The organism is Niallia sp. Sow4_A1 (assembly GCF_052116745.1).
Taxonomy (GTDB): Bacteria; Bacillota; Bacilli; order Bacillales; family Cytobacillaceae; genus Niallia; species Niallia hominis.
Genome location: NZ_JBQKKM010000004.1, coordinates 59,292 through 76,709 on the forward strand (window position 1 = coordinate 59,292; position 17,418 = coordinate 76,709).

Here is a 17,418-nt window from a genome sequence, read left to right on the forward strand (position 1 = left end):
CTTTTTAGTCCTCCGTACCATTTTGTAAGGAATAAATAGAAACTCCAATTATTCCATATTTTTCATGTCTCACTTGTTGAAGTCTATTTACTGCCACAGGTAAAGAAATATCCGAACCATGCTCACATACAATGACTCCTTCATCCTTTAACAGACCTGCTTCATCAATAAATGTTAACATATTTTCTAATTGTTGCTTTTTATATGGCGGGTCTAGGAAAATATAATCAAAGCTTTTTTCTCTTTTTTGCAATGCTTTTAAAGCACGATTCGCATCATTGCGAAATATTTCGGCTTGGCTGTCCAATTTACATGTAGAAAGATTTTCTTTAATCGTATGTATTGCTTTTCCTTCTTTATCTACAAAAATAACAAGATCTAACCCTCTACTTAAAGCTTCAATGCCAAGTCCGCCGCTTCCAGCAAATAAATCAAGGCCTTCTCCTCCTTGAAAGTAAGGACCTATCATATTAAAAATAGCCTCTTTCACTTTATCTGTAGTTGGTCTAGTCGAGTTACCAGGAACAGCCTTTAATGGAATCCCCTTATTCTTACCGGAGACAACTCTCATTTCAATCACCACAACCCTATTTTACTTAAAGTTATTTTACCTTCCCTATCCTACCATAAACCTATTAGAGAGCCAACATTTTAACGATTTATTCCTTTTATCTGTCAATTTTTATTCGTAAAAAGATAATCAAATCGGAATATTATTACCATTGCATCCTCTTTATATGGTATAGATTAAACCTAATAAATTTTGTTACCTCTAAAAAATAATTTGTTTTTATGTATAAGTGGTCACCGTATGGGGATAATGTAAGTAACAGCATCTATTCGAGGATGTTGTTGCCAACCGCGGAGAAGACTTACGTTTCCCCATAAGTTCTTCCTCCGGTTTCTCCTCTCCCTTTACCTTCTGTTCTTATGAATAATAAGAACGTAGAAGGACCCTGCAGGCATATGCTTGCAGGCTTTTTTTGTCTTTTTCATAGAAAAAACAGTATTCAATGAAGGGCATGGCGGATTCCACCTTTCCTTTACATAAAATACTGCTTTTGTTTTTCTTCAACTACTTATAAGGGATTGTCCTTAGAATGAACATTCCAATAAAGAACAATTTTCTTAAATCCCCATTTTATAATCATATTCTTTCGCTTTATCTGGTCGCGAATTTTCAAATTCCACTTTTAAAAATGGCTTATAGGAAGGCTCTACCTTTTTAACGAAAGAATGAGCATTAATTTTTTCCATTATGCCATCCACATCACTTTGATTCGTGTAGAGCACAACATATTTTAATCTTTTGGAAATAAAATGAACATTTCCATATCTTCTTAACATTTTTGCTTGCTTTAGTGAAAATAGCCAAACAATGATTCCCTGTCGTTGCCCTAGCATAATTTAACCCCTTTAAAATACCATTATTTATCATAATAGCATAGGCAACCAAAATAGAAAAGTCGGAATCTGCTTTTACGAACGCTAGTAAGCCATAAGAAACGTCAAAATAAAAAAGCAATGATCCTAGATTTGATCATTGCCTCTTCGTATATTATGCAGAACAACTACAGCTTCCACCACTTCCACAACCACCGGCGCAACCAGAAAGTTCATCAAAAAATGGATTTCCTGTTGGTACTTTAATAAAAGTAGAAACAGAACGTCCGATAATAACACTGACATCATCTAGAAGCTTTTGCAAACCATTCTCCGCTACTTTAAATGCTGCCACATTATCATCTACATCCATATCGCGTTTTAGCTGTCTAATTTCCATCATGACTTTTTTATATTCAGGATGGTATTTTCCAAAACGCTGAACCTCTTCATAAAGCTCTTTCATTTGGTTAAAAGAATGAATTTTTTGCTGTGTTTCCTTATTTGATTGTAAATTGGCCAAACAAATACGGTATTGTTCTGCAACATCTGAGTTTAATATCATTTCTGCAATGTCTTCTGCTTCCTCTTGAATAAGAAGTATTTCAGTTGTCGCAAGCACGTATTCGCTCACCTCCAATTCTTATTCTACATGAAAGACAGAAGAAAGAAAAGGCTTGTGACTTCCTTTTTCTTCCCTACTCTTTAATCATTACTTGAAATGACTTTTTAAACTTTGTTGTTTTGCTGGCAACATCCATAACAGATAAGTTCATTGTATGTTTTCCTGTTTTTAATCCTTCAATCACAAATGCAGCAGAAGAATATTCCTTCTTCTCCCCATTTATCTCCAAAACGATTTTTCCTAATTTCCCATTGCTATCTTCTCTAAAAGAATAGTCTCTCACTTTACATTCCACAAATACTTTATTTCCTTTAACAATATGACGCACATCAAATTCCTCTTTTGCTGTAGGGGAGAAAGAGGCTTGTACATCTGCAGCCGTAGGTATGGCAGAATAAGTTGCAGCTTCTTTATTTGTCTTTACTTCTGGATCTGGAACATCATCACCACATCCGGTTAAAAGGAGAAAAGCAGGAATACAAATCATTCGGATTTTTTTCAAAGTAAACACTCCTGGTAATTTTTAATGAATTTTCATTTCGGTTAGTATTACCATTCATGCTTTTTTTACTCTAAATAATGTTTATCTTAAAAAGTTATGATTCGGCATTCATTGCTTGAAACATACTAACCATCATGGATGCCATTTGAACACCATTTGAAAATTTTTGTACGTGATCTGGAATGGTTTTCTTATAATAATGAAGAGATGCTATCTCAAAGGTTTCCAACTGATTTGGATTTCTGCTTAATTGTCTATACCATTGCGGCTGTTCTCTTATAAATTGTTGTAATTCTGGATTCTGCGCAATATATTCTTTAATGCTTTGTCTCATATCCATCCTCCTACTTAATCTTTTCTAAAAGAAAACGGCCCAGAAGGTTTTTGTTCTTTTGGCGCAGATGATCCACTAGAACCACTATTAGGAGCAAATTGTGAAATGACACCTTGAATCGTTCCTAAAGCTTGATTTAAGTTTGCTAAGTATCCCTGTATTTGATTTTGATCCATCTTTTTTAGTGTATCAACAATATTAGACATCCAGACAGTTCGATTTGCTTCTGTCTCTTCTTCCTTTTTGCTAGAAGATTCAGAAGCACCTTCTCGTAATCCGTCCCATCTTGCATCATCAGAACCTAATAAATACCAATCTTCATATAATTCTTGTAATGTCACCTTGCCACTTCTCGCTTCTTTTAATATTTTGGGATTTGCTTTCACAAATGCTTTAAATTCTTCTACAGAAGGATGAAGTTCTTTATTAGCCATCATTATTTCACCTCTAATTTGATACATCTGCCTATATTACTTTATGATGCACTTTAGAAAACGTGCAAATCCTCTGTGTCATCCTGTAAATTTTATTGCTATAAACCCGTGGCCTATTTTATTTATTTTTCCTATTGAAAAAGCAATAATCTTTTAGAAAAACCAAACCAAAAAAGCTGACAACCAATCAAATGATTGTGGTTGTCAGCTTCTTTCATACTATTATTTCACCATTTTTCAATAAAATTCTGTGTATAGTATTTATCAAATACGCCTACTCCAAGATGAGTAAATTTCTCATTCAATAAACACTCTCGATGTCCTTTGCTATTTAACCAGCCTTCGATTACTGCAGGGGCATCCGCATAGCCTGCTGCAATATTCTCTCCAGCAACTTGATAAAATACGTCTCCTGCCTTTAAACGGTCCTCTAGATCTCCATACTTCTCTGATGTATGGGAGAAATCCTCGGTTTCAAACATATCTTTACTATGGCCTAATGCGACTTCAGCAGTAGGTTGATCCCATTCTACTTTATTTAATTTAAATCTTTCTCTTAACACATTTGTCATATCTAATATTTGTTTTTCATTGCCTTCTTGAATTTCTTCACTATATTCCACATTATTATCTGTTTCTAATAGTTCTCCTCGATAAACTAATTCATAAGGCCTTAAATGAAGTAATGTTCGTGCATCCATGTAACGAACACTTGATAAAGTTCCATTAAATTTATCAAAGTATAGCTGTGCATAATAATCACCTATCTGAATTAATGGACGGTTATTTATTTCATCCTCCGATAATTCGAATCGGTAAGAAGAATTTTCATAATTAAAGCTAATATTTGTTTCAATTGGTGTCATCGTATATATATCCCCAACTTCTTGTCCGATTTTATAAGGATTAATATTCACAGCACTACCAATTGCATAGACAGTCACCACTTTGTCATTTAGAATTCCCACCTGAAAATACTCAGATACATTCTTATTATAAATCCACCAATCGTATTCATAGGCTGACGGATCGATTCTAGTTGGTTCACCATATTTCTCTTTTAGTTCATTGACACTTTTACCAATCAAGCTCCCTAATCCTTCTTTAGGAACTGGTAGAATTTGCGAATTCTCTGCTGCTTCATTGAGATTATCCTCCACTTTTGTAGGGTTATCTCCATTTTCAACTAGTACGTCTGGCTGTTCCTTATCATCTGTTATATTAAAATAGAATCCAATTGCTGATAATACTGCAATAATTACGACAGTTCTTAATAAGATTTTCAGAGGATTCCCCCCTCTCTAGCATTGTTTCTATCAATATATGTTGACTTCTTACTAAATAGTATAACTTAATTTAAATAATTTTAATAGAATAAGTAGTTTTTCCATTTTTAGTCCACAAAATAATAAAAAAACTGAAAACAGAGTCCTTTTATTCCAAGGAATTTGTCTTCAGTCTGAATGCTTCTATTCTCTCGAAGCATTTATTAAAATCCTAATATTGCCTTTATAACAGACGTTGTTTCTCCACCATGATAGAAAACATAGAGAAGTAAATAGACGGCTGTTCCTGTAATAGCGGTAATAAACCAGATAATGCTTGTCATTGGACCTAATTTACGATGTTTCGCATATTGTTTTTTATAGCCTGTATACAACATAATAATTCCTAACACCGCCCCGATTGTAGCTAGTGTAATATGAAATATTAAGAAGATTGTATAATAAATCTTAATATCATCTGGTCCCCCAAAAGAAGTATTGCCAATAAAAACCGTTCTTGATGCATAGATAACAAAAAAGATTACGGCAAAAACAGCTGCAAAAAGCATTACCATCTGATGTTCTTTTCTTTTTCTTTTCTTGATTAACCCCCAGCCAATAGCTACAAAAATGCCACTCAAAACGATAAATGTAGTACTTATTGTCGGCAAAATCGGTAATGTAAATTCCATTAAACTACCCACTCCATATAGTATTTACCTCTTTGTTTAACTAACTCCCCAAATTCCCTTATTTCTATTAAAACAAGTCATTATTCTCGAAACTCGTTTTTCCCCTAAAAAAGCGATTTTTCTTTAGAATAATGTAAATACCACCATTGATACAAATAGTATTGTTAAATATTGAATGGAATAGATGAACATTGCTGTAGCCCATTTATATTCATCTTGCTTTTTACTTGCTCGAATTCCTGTAATAACCCAGCCAATATTTAGTAACGTTGCTAAAACTAAAAATGGGATACCAATTTGATATAACAAAAATGGTAGTGGAAATAATGCAACAATCCATATATACGTATGTTTCTTTGTTACTTCAAATCCTTTTACAACAGGTAACATCGGAATTCCTGCTGCTCGATACTCTTCTACTCTTCTAATCGCTAAAGAATAAAAATGCGGTGGCTGCCAAACAAACATAATTAAAAATAGGCTCCAAGCAATAACATCAAGTCCAGGATCAATTGCGGCCCATCCAATTAGTGGAGGCACTGCTCCTGAAAAACTCCCGATAACAGTATTTGATACCAATCTCCGCTTAGACCACATTGTATAAATCACAACATAGCTAAATGCTCCAACTAAAGCAATAACTGTAGCAGTGATAGTTGTTAGCAATAAAAACAAAGTACCTATTAAAAGAAATCCAAAACCTAGGACTGCAACATTTGAAGGCTTTGCTTTTCCTGTTACAGTCGGTCTTGCCTTTGTTCTTTCCATTAATGGATCAATATCACGATCAATAAAATTATTTAACACACACGACCCAGCAATAATTAGTCCTGAGCCAATCAAAGTATATAAAATGATATCAATGTGCTCTAAAAACTTTGCATCTGTAAAGACAATTGCAAGCCAGATACCTGTAAATACCGTAATTAAGTTTGAATTCACAATTCCTATTTTAATTAATGCAAGAAAGTCCTTCCAGGCACTTGTTTCGGCTTGCTTATCCGTCAATTTGGCATTTGAATATGCACGAAAATTAGCCATTGATTATGTCTCCCCCTTCTATTACATAGTAAAGAAAATACTATTTAAATAACCGTTCATTTCCATTTGTGTCATTATTCACATTTAACAACATAGTAATGTTAAAAAAGACTCTTTTGCTATTAAAACATATTTTCACAGAGATTTCTCTCTTTTTTTTGAAAAAACTTCAGTTTTCACATTATTGGAAAATTTGTCCATTTTAGATAAACACTTCGAAAGCGTTTTAGGAATAAAAGACACTCTTTTTATTATAGCTTTTTTTTACAAGGAAGCAAATTAATTAACCTTTTAAATATCAATGTTCAGATTTTAAAATATAAAAAAGATAGCACCAACTATCTGTGCTATCTTTTATGAATCTATTAATTAGGCATTTTTCGTAAAGTTTGTTACTAGGAAGCCCTTTGCTATAAAGGTCTGTTTGTTCGAACAAATGGGGAAGTAGGTTGATTCGCCTGTGGAATATCAGCAACATCTTCAACTTTTGGTTTATAAACCCTCTCATATTTTACAAACATCGAAACATTCACTAAAATCCCCATTCCAATAGATAATTGTAAAAGGGACGATCCACCATAACTTACAAAAGGTACTGGCACACCGGTTAATGGGATTAATCCAGAAATCCCGGCAATATTAATAAACGCTTGAATCCCAACCATACTCGAAATCCCTATCGCTAGTAAGCTTCCAAAAGGATCTTTGCACTTTAATCCCGTATAAATGCCCCGTAAAACAATATAGCCAAGACCTAATACTACAAAGCCTACACCAAAGATACCTAGTTCCTCCGCTATTACAGCCATAATAAAATCGGTGTGACCATCTGTTAAATAGCCAAGCTTTTGTACTCCTTGTCCCAAGCCAACTCCTTTAAGACCACCAGAGCCAATCGCAATAAGTGAATTACTCATATGATAACCAGAATCTTGCACAACATCTTCGCCAAAAGGGGAATCCATAAACACAAATATTCTCGCCATTTGCTTTTCCGTAAACACACTTTTACCAGCCAGCTGCATACAAAGTAGCAATAGGAGTATAAATCCTAATCCAATAAGCATCAGCTTCGATAAATTCTTCCAATTCATTCCTGAACAGAGAATAATTGTTGCACCAATCATCAGAATAATAACCGCTGTCCCAAAATCTGGTTGAACCATAACTAAAGCACAAACAATAACTAAATAGGCTAGTGGTGGGACAACACCCCTATTGAATTCATTAATATAAGACTGCTTTTTTGAATAGATAGCCGATAAATAAATGATTACAGATAGTTTAACAAACTCTGCCGGCTGAAGACTTGAGGTTCCAATTTTATACCAACTTTGCGCATTTCCGTAAACACTACCAAACAAAAATATTCCACCTAAGAAAAAAATAGACCCAAACACCATTGGTACTAATATTCTATTGCTTAGTAGGGCCTTGTATGGAAAAAGTGCGACAACAATGAATGCAGCACCCGCTACTATAATATTCATAATCTGCTTCTTATAATAAAAATCACTACTATCATGTCCATAATATTGGACTGCTGAAACCATGCTCGCACTATAAATCATAATTAAGCCAAATAAAATTAACAGCACCATCGCTATAATAATTGTGTAATCATACGATTTTAATATCTTCTTTATCATTCAACCGCATCCCTTATTCATTCTCCTCATTTAGAGTATTCGTTGTCTCTTATCTATTTCCTGCTGAAAAGGATAAAACTTCTATTCATTCTCTTAAAATATCGGGCGTAAACTTATATATATTTTTAACTAATCCTATTTCGTATGTACTTCCCTTATTTTAGAATAATACACCTAACCACTAAAAAAACTCAAACAATGAATGCTTTTGTTTGAGTTTACTTTTTATTTTCTTATAGAAGCTTCATGCAAATTCGATAATTCTTTTTCCAACTCATCTAAAATCTTCTTGCCAACATGCTCTTCTACTAATCCTAATCGAATAGCAAAATCTATCTCTTTAGACAATCCATACATTTGCGTATCCAATACCTCTTCATATAGAGGACATTGAGGCATTGTTAAATTATCCATCTGAACTTTAATTAGTTTTAATATCTTCTCAGCATCAGCTTTCAATAGCTCATTTGCTTTTTCTTTATGATTAATAATCATTTCAGAAGTCAATCCTATCCCCCCGTTTCCGAGCGATTATCCTATCTATAAAGTTTAAACTCAACCTAGGAAAATTGCAAGAACAATCCCCCTTAAAAAATCTAAAATTTCGTTTCTAACCTTCTAAATGACAGAAAGACAAGAAGAAGCTATACTTAAATTAATATTGTTTTTAGACTGCTAATTATAAATCAATCATGTCCTCATTAATTAGCAGAATTTTAATACAATCAACGAATAAAGAATAAGGAGGAGAATTTAATGAATACTATTATTCAAGTTACCGGATTAGTAAATTTTCCGATAACCATTGATCCGACTGTATGGATATTTGATGATCGTAAACAAACCGCTGAGTCAGTATTCGCGCCAGTCGAAGTAAAGGATGAATTAGAAGCATATACAAAAGAAGCATCCAAGCACTGGGATCAAGAGATTACAGAAGGTGCTAAAGTGCCAGAGCAATCCACAAAAACTTATAAAAAAGTAGAAATGCTAACTGGTACCTTTTATATGCCTTTAGCTCCTTTTATAAAAAATACTGAACCAAAGGAAGTAGCAAAAAATCTGTTAATCACAACAGATGAAGAAGAATATACTATTCCACTAGAAGAAATCGATTCGATTTTCTTATTATTTTGCGTAAAAGGAAAACCGCTTACAGAAGATGGTCCTGTATATATTTTTGATAATACAAAAGCCAAGAAACAAACGCCTATCAAAAATGTCAAAGCATTTAAAATTACATAATAGAGCATCCATCCACATTTACGCCATCTAGCAATTGCTAGATGGCGTAAAAAAGCTAAAGTTTATAATAAATCTGCAGCTAACTGTGCTAGAGACGATCTCTCTCCTTTGACTAATTTTACATGTCCAGCTATTGGCTGGTCTTTAAAACGTTCTACCACATAGCTTAATCCATTATTAAAAGCATCTAAATAAGGATGGTCGATTTGTTCTGGGTCTCCCATTAAAACAATTTTACTTCCTTCTCCTACCCTTGTTAAAATCGTTTTCACTTCATGCTTTGTTAAGTTTTGTGCTTCATCAATAATAATAAATTGATCAGGGATACTTCTTCCTCTAATATACGTTAATGCCTCTACTTCTATTGAGCCCATTCCTGCAAGAATTGCTTCTAATTCACCAGGTTTCTTTGTATTAAACAAATACTCGAGATTATCGAAAATCGGCTGCATCCATGGCCTTAATTTCTCTTCCTTCTCTCCAGGAAGAAAGCCTAGATCCTTCCCCATTGGTACAATAGGTCTTGCAACTAATAATTTTTTATAATCGCCAAAATCTTCTGTTTGCATCAATCCTGATGCTAATGCCAATAAAGTTTTTCCTGTTCCTGCTTTCCCTATTAGCGTAACTAACGGCATGTCTTTCTTTAATAACATTTCAATTGCCATTGTTTGCTGCACATTTCTTGGGCGAATTCCCCAAATATGCTCATGATCAAACACTAGCTTTTTCACATATTTTCTTGATGAATCAACAATTGCTAACGCAGATGACGAAGACCCTAATACATCCTTTAAGATGAGAAACTGATTAGGATAATAACTTCCATTGCCAATTTCCGTGACAGGAAGCTGTCCAATCTCATAAAAGCGATTTAATACATCAATCGTTACTTGTACATCCATAAAACCGGTATACAAATCTTCATTTTCAACAACTCGGTCACTTAAGAAGTCCTCACTCATAAGCCCAATTGCATCTGCTTTAACACGGACTAGTGTATCTTTACTTACTAAAATAACGGTTCGTCCATTTTCTTTTTTGCTTTCTTCTATTGATAAATTTTTTGCAACTGCTAATATTCGGTTATCATTCGTTTTTTCCACAAATATTTCTTGAAGCTCATGAAAAGATCGGTGATTTAGTTCAATTCTTATAGTTCCGCCATTTTCCAAAGGAATCTTATCATGCAACTTTCCTGCTTCTCTTAAATTATCGATCAATCTAGATATTTGTCTTGCGTTCCTTCCGATTTCATCCATGTACCGTTTTTTGCTGTCTACCTCTTCTAATGCTACTGCTGGAATTACTACATCATTGTCACTAAAAGAAAAAATGGAATATGGATCCTGTAACAAGACATTTGTATCCAATACGTAAATTTTACTCAAACCGATGCCCCCTGCTCTAAAACGTCATATATTGCTGCACTATCCGTGTAACGGAAAGAACCTTGGTAAAATATATGTTTTATCGCATAAAGATAGAAGATATTTCTCACAATAAAGAGAGAGGAAGTATAAAAAAACATAAAAATGCTCATTTCCACCAACAAATCAGGTGAAAATGCACACTTTTAGAAGTTATTCTTCAATATTAAAGGAGGTAATTTTTATGAAAAAAGGATATTTGTTCATTGCAATCCTTTTTCTGCTTGCTGGATGTAATAACAATAATGTAGAAAATAGCCAACAATCAGAGAATAGAGATGATACCCCTCATGTTACAAATGTAAAAAATTCTACTATCGAGGAAGTTGACCGTAAAACAGGACAGGATATTGCCAAAAGACTCGTTTCCCTTGCAACAAGTATCGAAAATGTCAATGATGCAACAGCAGTAGTCATCGGTAAATATGCCCTTGTAGGTGTGGATATTAACGCTGACTTAGATCGTTCAGAAGTCGGTTCCATCAAATATTCTGTTGCAGAAAGCTTAAAGAACGATCCTGATGGGGCAAATGCTGTCATTATTGCTGATCCTGATATGAATGCAAGACTAAAAGAAATTGGCGAAGATATACAAAATGGGAAGCCAATCCAAGGTATCTTTAATGAATTGGCCGATATTAGCGGAAGACTAATCCCTGAAGTACCTGCTGATATGATTAAAAATGAGCCAGATGGGGATATGAAAAAGCCGAATGAAAAATTGAATGAAGAAGAAGAAAAAGAACTGAAAAATGACCAAGATGAGCAATCGAATAATCGTATAAGAGATTAAAATTCGATTTTCTATACGATTTTATATATAATGTGCCTATAATCTATTTTTTTCGATCTTATAGGATTAGAGGTGCAGCTGTTGAAAGTAAAATGTGTAATATGTGATAAAATTGAAGATATAGACGAAAATTCCTTTCAGGCAAAACGACTACGAAATCGGCCGATTCATACGTATATGTGTAAAGAATGTGAAGAACGAATTGCGGAAAATACAAAGAAACGAATAGATTCTGGCAACTTTGTTCTTTATCAAAACAAAACGCAAGAAGATGATTGGTAAGTAGACAAGCAGTATCAATAAAAAGAAGATCTTTTAGCTAAGGTCTTCTTTTTTTTACATACTTCTTTTTTAACTGCTTCGTTATTTAGAGGTTATTTGTTGGAAACACGAATTTATGCTTCTATTTTTATTACGTTTGGTTTTAGATCATGGTAGCTAGTATGAGATATTCTCTGTTACCTTTCACTTTGGATTTTCTTGCTCAATGGAAAAAAGTGGGGGTTATGAACACCACTTTTCTCTTTCAACTTGCGAAATCTGGTTTTCATCTCCAATAAAAACACTATTTTTCCACCTTACTCACTCTAAATGACAATTTCCAGCGAAATCCCTACCTCCGCCCTACTCTAAACACAAAAAAGAAGCCATCAACAGATGACTCCTTTTCTTTTATTTATTCAGCAGATTTTTTCTTCTTGCCAGCTCTTTCACGTTCTGCTTTATTTAAGATTTTTTTACGTAAACGAATGGATTCTGGAGTTACTTCACAATACTCATCTTCATTTAAGTATTCTAAAGATTCTTCAAGTGTCATAATTCTTGGTTTTTTCATTGTTGCTGTTTGGTCTTTGTTTGCTGAACGGATGTTTGTTGCTTGTTTTACTTTTGTGATATTAACAGTAATGTCATTTTCACGTGTATGCTCACCAACAATCATCCCTTCATAAATTTCAGTCCCAGCTTCTACAAAGATAATTCCGCGGTCTTCTACTTGCATAATCCCATAAGTAGATGATTTTCCAGATTCCATACTTACTAATACACCTTGACGACGTCCACCAACTTGGCCTGATGCCATTGGTTGATAGCTATCGAATGTATGGTTGATGATACCATATCCGCGTGTTAATGTTAAGAATTCAGTTGTATAACCAATTAGTCCACGAGCAGGTACGTTAAAGATTAAACGAACTTGTCCGTTACCATTATTAATCATATCTAACATTTCACCTTTACGAGCACCAATTGACTCCATTACAGAACCTGTATGCTCTTCAGGAACATCAATTTGTACACGCTCGATTGGCTCACAACGAACACCATCGATTGTTCTAACAATAACTTCTGGTTTTGAAACTTGAAGCTCATAACCTTCACGACGCATATTTTCAATTAAGATAGATAAATGAAGCTCTCCACGTCCTGATACAGTCCATGCATCTGGAGAATCTGTATTTTCAACACGTAAACTTACGTCTGTTTCTAATTGAGCGCGTAATCTTTCTTCAATTTTTCTTGAAGTTAAATATTTACCTTCTTTACCTGCAAATGGAGAGTTATTAACTAAGAAAGTCATTTGAAGAGTTGGCTCATCGATACGTAAAACTGGAAGTGCATCTTGATGTTCAAAAGGACATACAGTTTCACCAACGTTAATATCTTCCATTCCTGATACTGCGATTAAATCTCCAGCGTATGCTTCTTCGATTTCTTGACGTTTCAATCCGAAGAAACCAAAGATTTTTGTTACACGGAATTGTTTAACAGTTCCATCTAATTTCATTAAAGCTACTTGTTGACCAACTTTCATCGTACCGCGGAATACACGACCGATACCAATTCTTCCAACATAGTCGTTGTAGTCTAAAAGAGCTACTTGGAATTGTAAAGGCTCTTCGCGATTATCAACTGGTGCAGGAATATGCTCTACAATTGAATCATATAATGATTGCATGTTTTCATCTTGTTTTTCAGGGTTTGTGCTGGCTGTACCATTAATAGCTGATGCATAGATAACAGGGAATTCTAATTGTTCTTCTGTTGCATCTAATTCAATAAATAAGTCAAGAACTTCATCAATTACTTCAGCAGGACGAGCAAAGTCACGGTCAATTTTGTTAACAACTACAATTGGAGTTAAGTTTTGCTCTAATGCTTTTTTCAATACGAAACGTGTTTGAGGCATACAACCTTCATATGCATCAACAACAAGTAGAACACCGTCAACCATTTTCATGATACGTTCTACTTCTCCACCAAAATCAGCATGTCCTGGTGTATCTAGGATATTAATACGTTTATCTTTATATTGAATAGCAGTATTTTTCGCTAATATTGTTATTCCACGTTCTCTTTCTAAATCATTGGAATCCATTGCACGTTCTTCCACATGCTCGTTTGTACGGAATGTGCCGGATTGTTTTAGCAGCTGGTCAACCAACGTTGTTTTACCGTGGTCAACGTGAGCAATAATAGCAATGTTACGAATATCTTCTCTAATTTTCAAAAATTTCACTCCTACCTAAATATGTCTATCTTGATTTAATTTATTTTTTTAATAATATTATAACTGAGTCATTATATCACATAATTCCGAAGAAACCTAAAAGCTTTTATAAAAAACACTGAATGAAAACGCTATTTTCGAAAAATATTTTTTAAACTAACCTTTTTATCCGATAATTATCAATTTCTTTACATTTTTTCTGTTCTTTCCAAGCCATCCCATTGTATTATAGAAGGAGAAAATAGATAAAAAACCCACATCTAGTCGCTGTGGGATCATTTAATCATTATCATACGCTATTATTTCCGATTAATATATACCATAATAAAGGAAGATAATCATGAATTTTGATAAATATCCATTTTTTTACTATAACATCTATGGAATTTCAAGTTTTATTGGTATCGGTATATGTATTGCTGAAAAAACATTAGTTGGCACACTCATTTGTTTTTTCTTAATGTGTGGGATTTGGTCACTTCGATCCCAAAAGAAAAAGAAAATGCAACAAATATTGGAAAAACAGCAGTGTTAGTCTTTTACCAGTTACCATCCTTTAAATATTTTTCGAGTATTTCCTCATGTAATCCAGGTTTAGAAGCAAAAAAAGATTGTTGTGTTAATAAATCAAGAGGCTCATTTTTTAAAGTTGTTACCTTTCCTCCAAGTTCTTCCACCATTATCTTGCCTGCTGCGTAATCCCATGGCGATAATCTTAAAGTGAGATAAGCATCCATTCGTCCAGCTGCAATATAGGCAAGTTCTAAACAAGCTGACCCGAAAGATCTCGTTCCTCTAGATTCCCTTACCAGTGGTTCTAAAATGCTCGGATCTATACGTTTATTTTTCGTAACCCATGTTGCATTTAATCCAATAATAGCCTCATCAACAGCGGTGTCCTTTAAAGGGAGTAGCTTTGTTTCGTTCATATATACCCCATTCCCCTTTTGAACATGGTATAGTTCATCTGCAACTACATCATAAATTAAGCCGATTTTCCCTATTCCATCCTCATAAATACCGATTGAAATCGCGAAATCCCGTTGCATATGGACAAAATTCATCGTTCCGTCAATTGGATCAATAATCCAGACAATCCCCTTTAAATCTTCTAAAGATTCACTTACTCCCTCTTCTCCTAAAATTCGATGAGCAGGAAAAACATCATTTATTTTATTTATCAAAAACTCTTCCGTCCCCTTGTCTATTTGCGTAACTAAATCATTTTTATTAGATTTTGTTTGAATAATGAGCTCAGATGAAAAAGACTTGATGATCCTTTCCCCCGCTTCTTTTATCCATTCTTTTGCATACTTATCAATTTCAAGCCAATTTGTCATTTTCTCAACCTTCTTTACATTCTTTTTTCCAGCACTTCCTATATTTTAGCTAATATAATCTCTAAACATACTTCAAAAGAAGCTATCTTATTCTCTATAGTATCATAAAATAAGAAAATTCTATAAATTGCAGTGCTATAGAATAACTATTTAAAAAGTCGATTGCCATTAAACAAGTTTCCTTCCTATCATTCCCTAAATAATGTAGCAAGCAAAATCATGCAGCTGACTCTATAGGAATTCAAATTTCCTTCCTATAGAGTCAGCTGCATGATTATCTATTATATTCCTTATAATGCTTTAAGTCTTAGAAGTTCCTGCCTGATTCTTTCTAGTTTTTGCTTACTTAATTTTTTTTGTTTTTCATCTTTTTCATTGATTGCATCGAATAAGGTAGCCAATTCATAATCCATTTCTAGACGAAGAACAGCCCTTTTTTCCTTTTCCACTTCCATTTTCTTCGCTAAATTCATCAATTGTTTCACTGACAGTACACCCCTTTCATCGACTTGCATTTCTGTGATTTCATATATATTATGTGAAAACCAATTAGCTTGCTCCTTTTTTGTGCGATAACCTAGTGCAATCCAAATTTCTTCATAATATTATTTATGTATGCTACAATATTGGCGAAAAGCATATCAAAAGATGAATATACAAGAAAATAACTAAATAGCTTACTTGATTATATATAAACTATTTACCCGGAAACATAAGAGATAAACTCAAAAGGAGATAAGAAATAATGTCGTTCACTGGTTTTATACAAAAAGATTTTGATACATTTAAGATTGAAGGACTGGATTCAAGAATGGAAGCAATTCAAGAGAGAATTCAGCCGAAATTCCTCGAAATTGGCGCAGAGCTTACAGATGAACTTTCAGGTAAACTCGGAATGGAAATGTTCCTCCATATTGCCAAGCACGCAAGACGGACCGTGAATCCCCCAAAAGATACATGGCTTGCGATTGCAAATAATAAGCGTGGATATAAACAACATCCACATTTCCAAGTTGGCTTATTTGATGACCATCTCTTTATATGGCTAGCTTATATATACGAACTTCCAAAAAAGAAAGAAATTGCACAAGGCTTTTTAGAAAATTACGAGCTAATACAGTCATCTCTGCCGAAAGATTATTTCCTTTCCATGGATCATATGAAAAAAGAGGCTATAAAAATAGAAGAAGCCGATTTAAAAGCAGCTTTAACAAGGTTCCGCGATGTAAAAAAAGCTGAATTTTTAGTTGGTCAGCAAATCCCAGTTGGTAATCCGATTCTTTCAAATGGAGAAGCATTACTCTCCTTAATTGAACATACATATGATACATTACTTCCAATTTATAAATTATCAATGGAGTATTAAAGAGGACAAAAAAACTTGGGTATACCAAGTTTTTTTGTCTATTAAGAATCACTCTACTAGCCTTCAATAGATGCGGAAAAAAAAGCACCCTAATTAGCATCATGACTTTACAGTTAGCAAGATTGCTCTTAGAATGCTTTTTATGTATAACCCTTTTCCTATGGCATCTTTATTCTGCTATTCTCTGTAGCATCTTTCGCCTTTTTGATTGTTCGATATGTAGAATATCCACTTACTTCTTCAAATTCATCACAGACATTCTTTTCTTGCGCTTTCCCTGGGACAATTTTTTTAAATGCTCGATATTGTTCCATTAATTCAGCTTTTTCTACACCTTTTTCATAGGCTTTCTCAATACATTCAAAAAACTTAACTACCGTAATGATTTCATCTGTTGACCAATCGATATCGATTGGGTATTGATAATCCATTTTTCCACATCCTATTATTTAAAGTATTTTTCAGATAAAATCTATTGTAATTTAAGTAAGTAAGAAAGTAAAACTTGTTTCTTCATACTAACTTTTTCCTTTGTTTTATAAGCTTATGCACCCAAAAAGGCATGTAAAAAAATAATTCTTTTTGCTATAGTAAAAACTAATTGTATGCAAAGAAAATAAAAAATGCTATAATTCTTTTGTTTTATGATTTTTATAATTTGAAATTAGGGTAAAACTTGTTAAGAGTAACGAAATTAAAGACAAAAGGGCGACAAATAGGTACAATAAATTTCTAGCACGTACATAAGAAATTTCAATAAAGTTCGCTAATGTTTGCATAAAAATACTTAATAAAGAGGTGTGGTAATAA

The 17,418-nt window shown here is 33.7% G+C and carries 21 protein-coding genes; 5 read left to right on the forward strand and 16 right to left on the reverse strand.

Annotation, left to right across the window (positions count from 1 at the left end; genetic code table 11):
* Positions 1-4: 4 nt before the first annotated feature.
* The 11 genes from rsmD to ACTQ5K_RS03630 form a co-directional block, all read right to left on the reverse strand.
* A complete protein-coding gene (rsmD, locus tag ACTQ5K_RS03580; RefSeq protein ID WP_031534257.1) occupies positions 5-571 on the reverse strand; it encodes a 16S rRNA (guanine(966)-N(2))-methyltransferase RsmD in 567 nt (188 codons plus the stop codon).
* Positions 572-1,128: 557 nt separating this feature from the next.
* Positions 1,129-1,404, reverse strand: a complete 276-nt coding sequence (locus ACTQ5K_RS03585; protein WP_031534255.1) for a YlbG family protein — start codon at positions 1,402-1,404, stop codon at positions 1,129-1,131.
* Positions 1,405-1,558: 154 nt separating this feature from the next.
* Positions 1,559-2,005, reverse strand: a complete 447-nt coding sequence (locus ACTQ5K_RS03590; RefSeq protein ID WP_031534253.1) for a YlbF family regulator — start codon at positions 2,003-2,005, stop codon at positions 1,559-1,561.
* 76 nt (positions 2,006-2,081) lie between these two features.
* Entirely contained in the window at positions 2,082-2,510 is a 429-nt protein-coding gene (locus tag ACTQ5K_RS03595) for a hypothetical protein (protein ID WP_048717759.1), read from the reverse strand.
* 94 nt (positions 2,511-2,604) lie between these two features.
* A complete protein-coding gene (locus tag ACTQ5K_RS03600; RefSeq protein ID WP_031534251.1) occupies positions 2,605-2,844 on the reverse strand; it encodes a YlbE-like family protein in 240 nt (79 codons plus the stop codon).
* Positions 2,845-2,858: 14 nt separating this feature from the next.
* On the reverse strand, positions 2,859-3,281 hold the full coding sequence (locus ACTQ5K_RS03605; RefSeq protein ID WP_235252613.1) for a YlbD family protein: 423 nt from the start codon (positions 3,279-3,281) through the stop codon (positions 2,859-2,861).
* A 224-nt stretch (positions 3,282-3,505) separates the two neighbouring features.
* A complete protein-coding gene (locus tag ACTQ5K_RS03610; protein WP_031534247.1) occupies positions 3,506-4,564 on the reverse strand; it encodes a CAP domain-containing protein in 1,059 nt (352 codons plus the stop codon).
* A 203-nt stretch (positions 4,565-4,767) separates the two neighbouring features.
* A complete protein-coding gene (locus tag ACTQ5K_RS03615) occupies positions 4,768-5,235 on the reverse strand; it encodes a DUF420 domain-containing protein (RefSeq protein WP_031534245.1) in 468 nt (155 codons plus the stop codon).
* Positions 5,236-5,358: 123 nt separating this feature from the next.
* Complete coding sequence (cyoE, locus tag ACTQ5K_RS03620; RefSeq protein ID WP_031534243.1) at positions 5,359-6,276, reverse strand: heme o synthase; 918 nt, start codon at positions 6,274-6,276, stop codon at positions 5,359-5,361.
* Between the two features lie 410 nt (positions 6,277-6,686).
* Positions 6,687-7,925: an FtsW/RodA/SpoVE family cell cycle protein gene (locus ACTQ5K_RS03625; protein WP_031534241.1), complete on the reverse strand. Its 1,239-nt coding sequence runs from the start codon at positions 7,923-7,925 to the stop codon at positions 6,687-6,689.
* A gap of 225 nt (positions 7,926-8,150) precedes the next feature.
* A complete protein-coding gene (locus tag ACTQ5K_RS03630) occupies positions 8,151-8,432 on the reverse strand; it encodes a YlaN family protein (protein ID WP_031534239.1) in 282 nt (93 codons plus the stop codon).
* A 249-nt stretch (positions 8,433-8,681) separates the two neighbouring features.
* Between ACTQ5K_RS03630 and ACTQ5K_RS03635 the strand changes: the two genes are divergently transcribed.
* On the forward strand, positions 8,682-9,170 hold the full coding sequence (locus tag ACTQ5K_RS03635; protein ID WP_031534237.1) for a hypothetical protein: 489 nt from the start codon (positions 8,682-8,684) through the stop codon (positions 9,168-9,170).
* A gap of 62 nt (positions 9,171-9,232) precedes the next feature.
* On the opposite strand, the gene ACTQ5K_RS03640 is transcribed toward ACTQ5K_RS03635, so the two are convergent.
* Positions 9,233-10,561, reverse strand: coding sequence for a PhoH family protein (locus ACTQ5K_RS03640; RefSeq protein WP_035415906.1), 1,329 nt, complete (start codon positions 10,559-10,561; stop codon positions 9,233-9,235).
* A 223-nt stretch (positions 10,562-10,784) separates the two neighbouring features.
* Between ACTQ5K_RS03640 and ACTQ5K_RS03645 the strand changes: the two genes are divergently transcribed.
* Together ACTQ5K_RS03645 and ACTQ5K_RS03650 are read left to right on the forward strand one after the other, a co-directional pair.
* A complete protein-coding gene (locus ACTQ5K_RS03645) occupies positions 10,785-11,393 on the forward strand; it encodes a YhcN/YlaJ family sporulation lipoprotein (protein ID WP_031534233.1) in 609 nt (202 codons plus the stop codon).
* Positions 11,394-11,474: 81 nt separating this feature from the next.
* A complete protein-coding gene (locus tag ACTQ5K_RS03650; RefSeq protein WP_031534230.1) occupies positions 11,475-11,675 on the forward strand; it encodes a YlaI family protein in 201 nt (66 codons plus the stop codon).
* Between the two features lie 394 nt (positions 11,676-12,069).
* Here ACTQ5K_RS03650 and typA read toward each other — a convergent pair whose 3' ends face one another.
* The gene (gene typA / locus ACTQ5K_RS03655) at positions 12,070-13,902 is read right to left on the reverse strand and encodes a translational GTPase TypA (RefSeq protein ID WP_031534229.1); all 1,833 of its coding nucleotides are present in this window, start codon (positions 13,900-13,902) and stop codon (positions 12,070-12,072) included.
* 340 nt (positions 13,903-14,242) lie between these two features.
* On the opposite strand from typA, the gene ACTQ5K_RS03660 reads away from it, so the two are divergent.
* Entirely contained in the window at positions 14,243-14,437 is a 195-nt protein-coding gene (locus tag ACTQ5K_RS03660; RefSeq protein WP_031534228.1) for a DUF5325 family protein, read from the forward strand.
* 4 nt (positions 14,438-14,441) lie between these two features.
* On the opposite strand, the gene ACTQ5K_RS03665 is transcribed toward ACTQ5K_RS03660, so the two are convergent.
* Together ACTQ5K_RS03665 and ACTQ5K_RS03670 are read right to left on the reverse strand one after the other, a co-directional pair.
* Entirely contained in the window at positions 14,442-15,242 is an 801-nt protein-coding gene (locus ACTQ5K_RS03665; protein WP_031534226.1) for an inositol monophosphatase family protein, read from the reverse strand.
* A gap of 290 nt (positions 15,243-15,532) precedes the next feature.
* Complete coding sequence (locus ACTQ5K_RS03670; RefSeq protein ID WP_031534224.1) at positions 15,533-15,727, reverse strand: hypothetical protein; 195 nt, start codon at positions 15,725-15,727, stop codon at positions 15,533-15,535.
* Between the two features lie 260 nt (positions 15,728-15,987).
* Between ACTQ5K_RS03670 and ACTQ5K_RS03675 the strand changes: the two genes are divergently transcribed.
* Positions 15,988-16,608 carry a DUF1054 domain-containing protein gene (locus tag ACTQ5K_RS03675; protein WP_031534223.1) on the forward strand — a complete coding sequence of 207 codons (621 nt, stop codon included), beginning with the start codon at positions 15,988-15,990 and terminating at the stop codon, positions 16,606-16,608.
* Between the two features lie 158 nt (positions 16,609-16,766).
* Here the strand turns inward: ACTQ5K_RS03675 and ACTQ5K_RS03680 are convergent, their stop codons facing one another.
* The gene (locus ACTQ5K_RS03680; RefSeq protein ID WP_031534221.1) at positions 16,767-17,039 is read right to left on the reverse strand and encodes a UPF0223 family protein; all 273 of its coding nucleotides are present in this window, start codon (positions 17,037-17,039) and stop codon (positions 16,767-16,769) included.
* Positions 17,040-17,418: the final 379 nt, after the last annotated feature.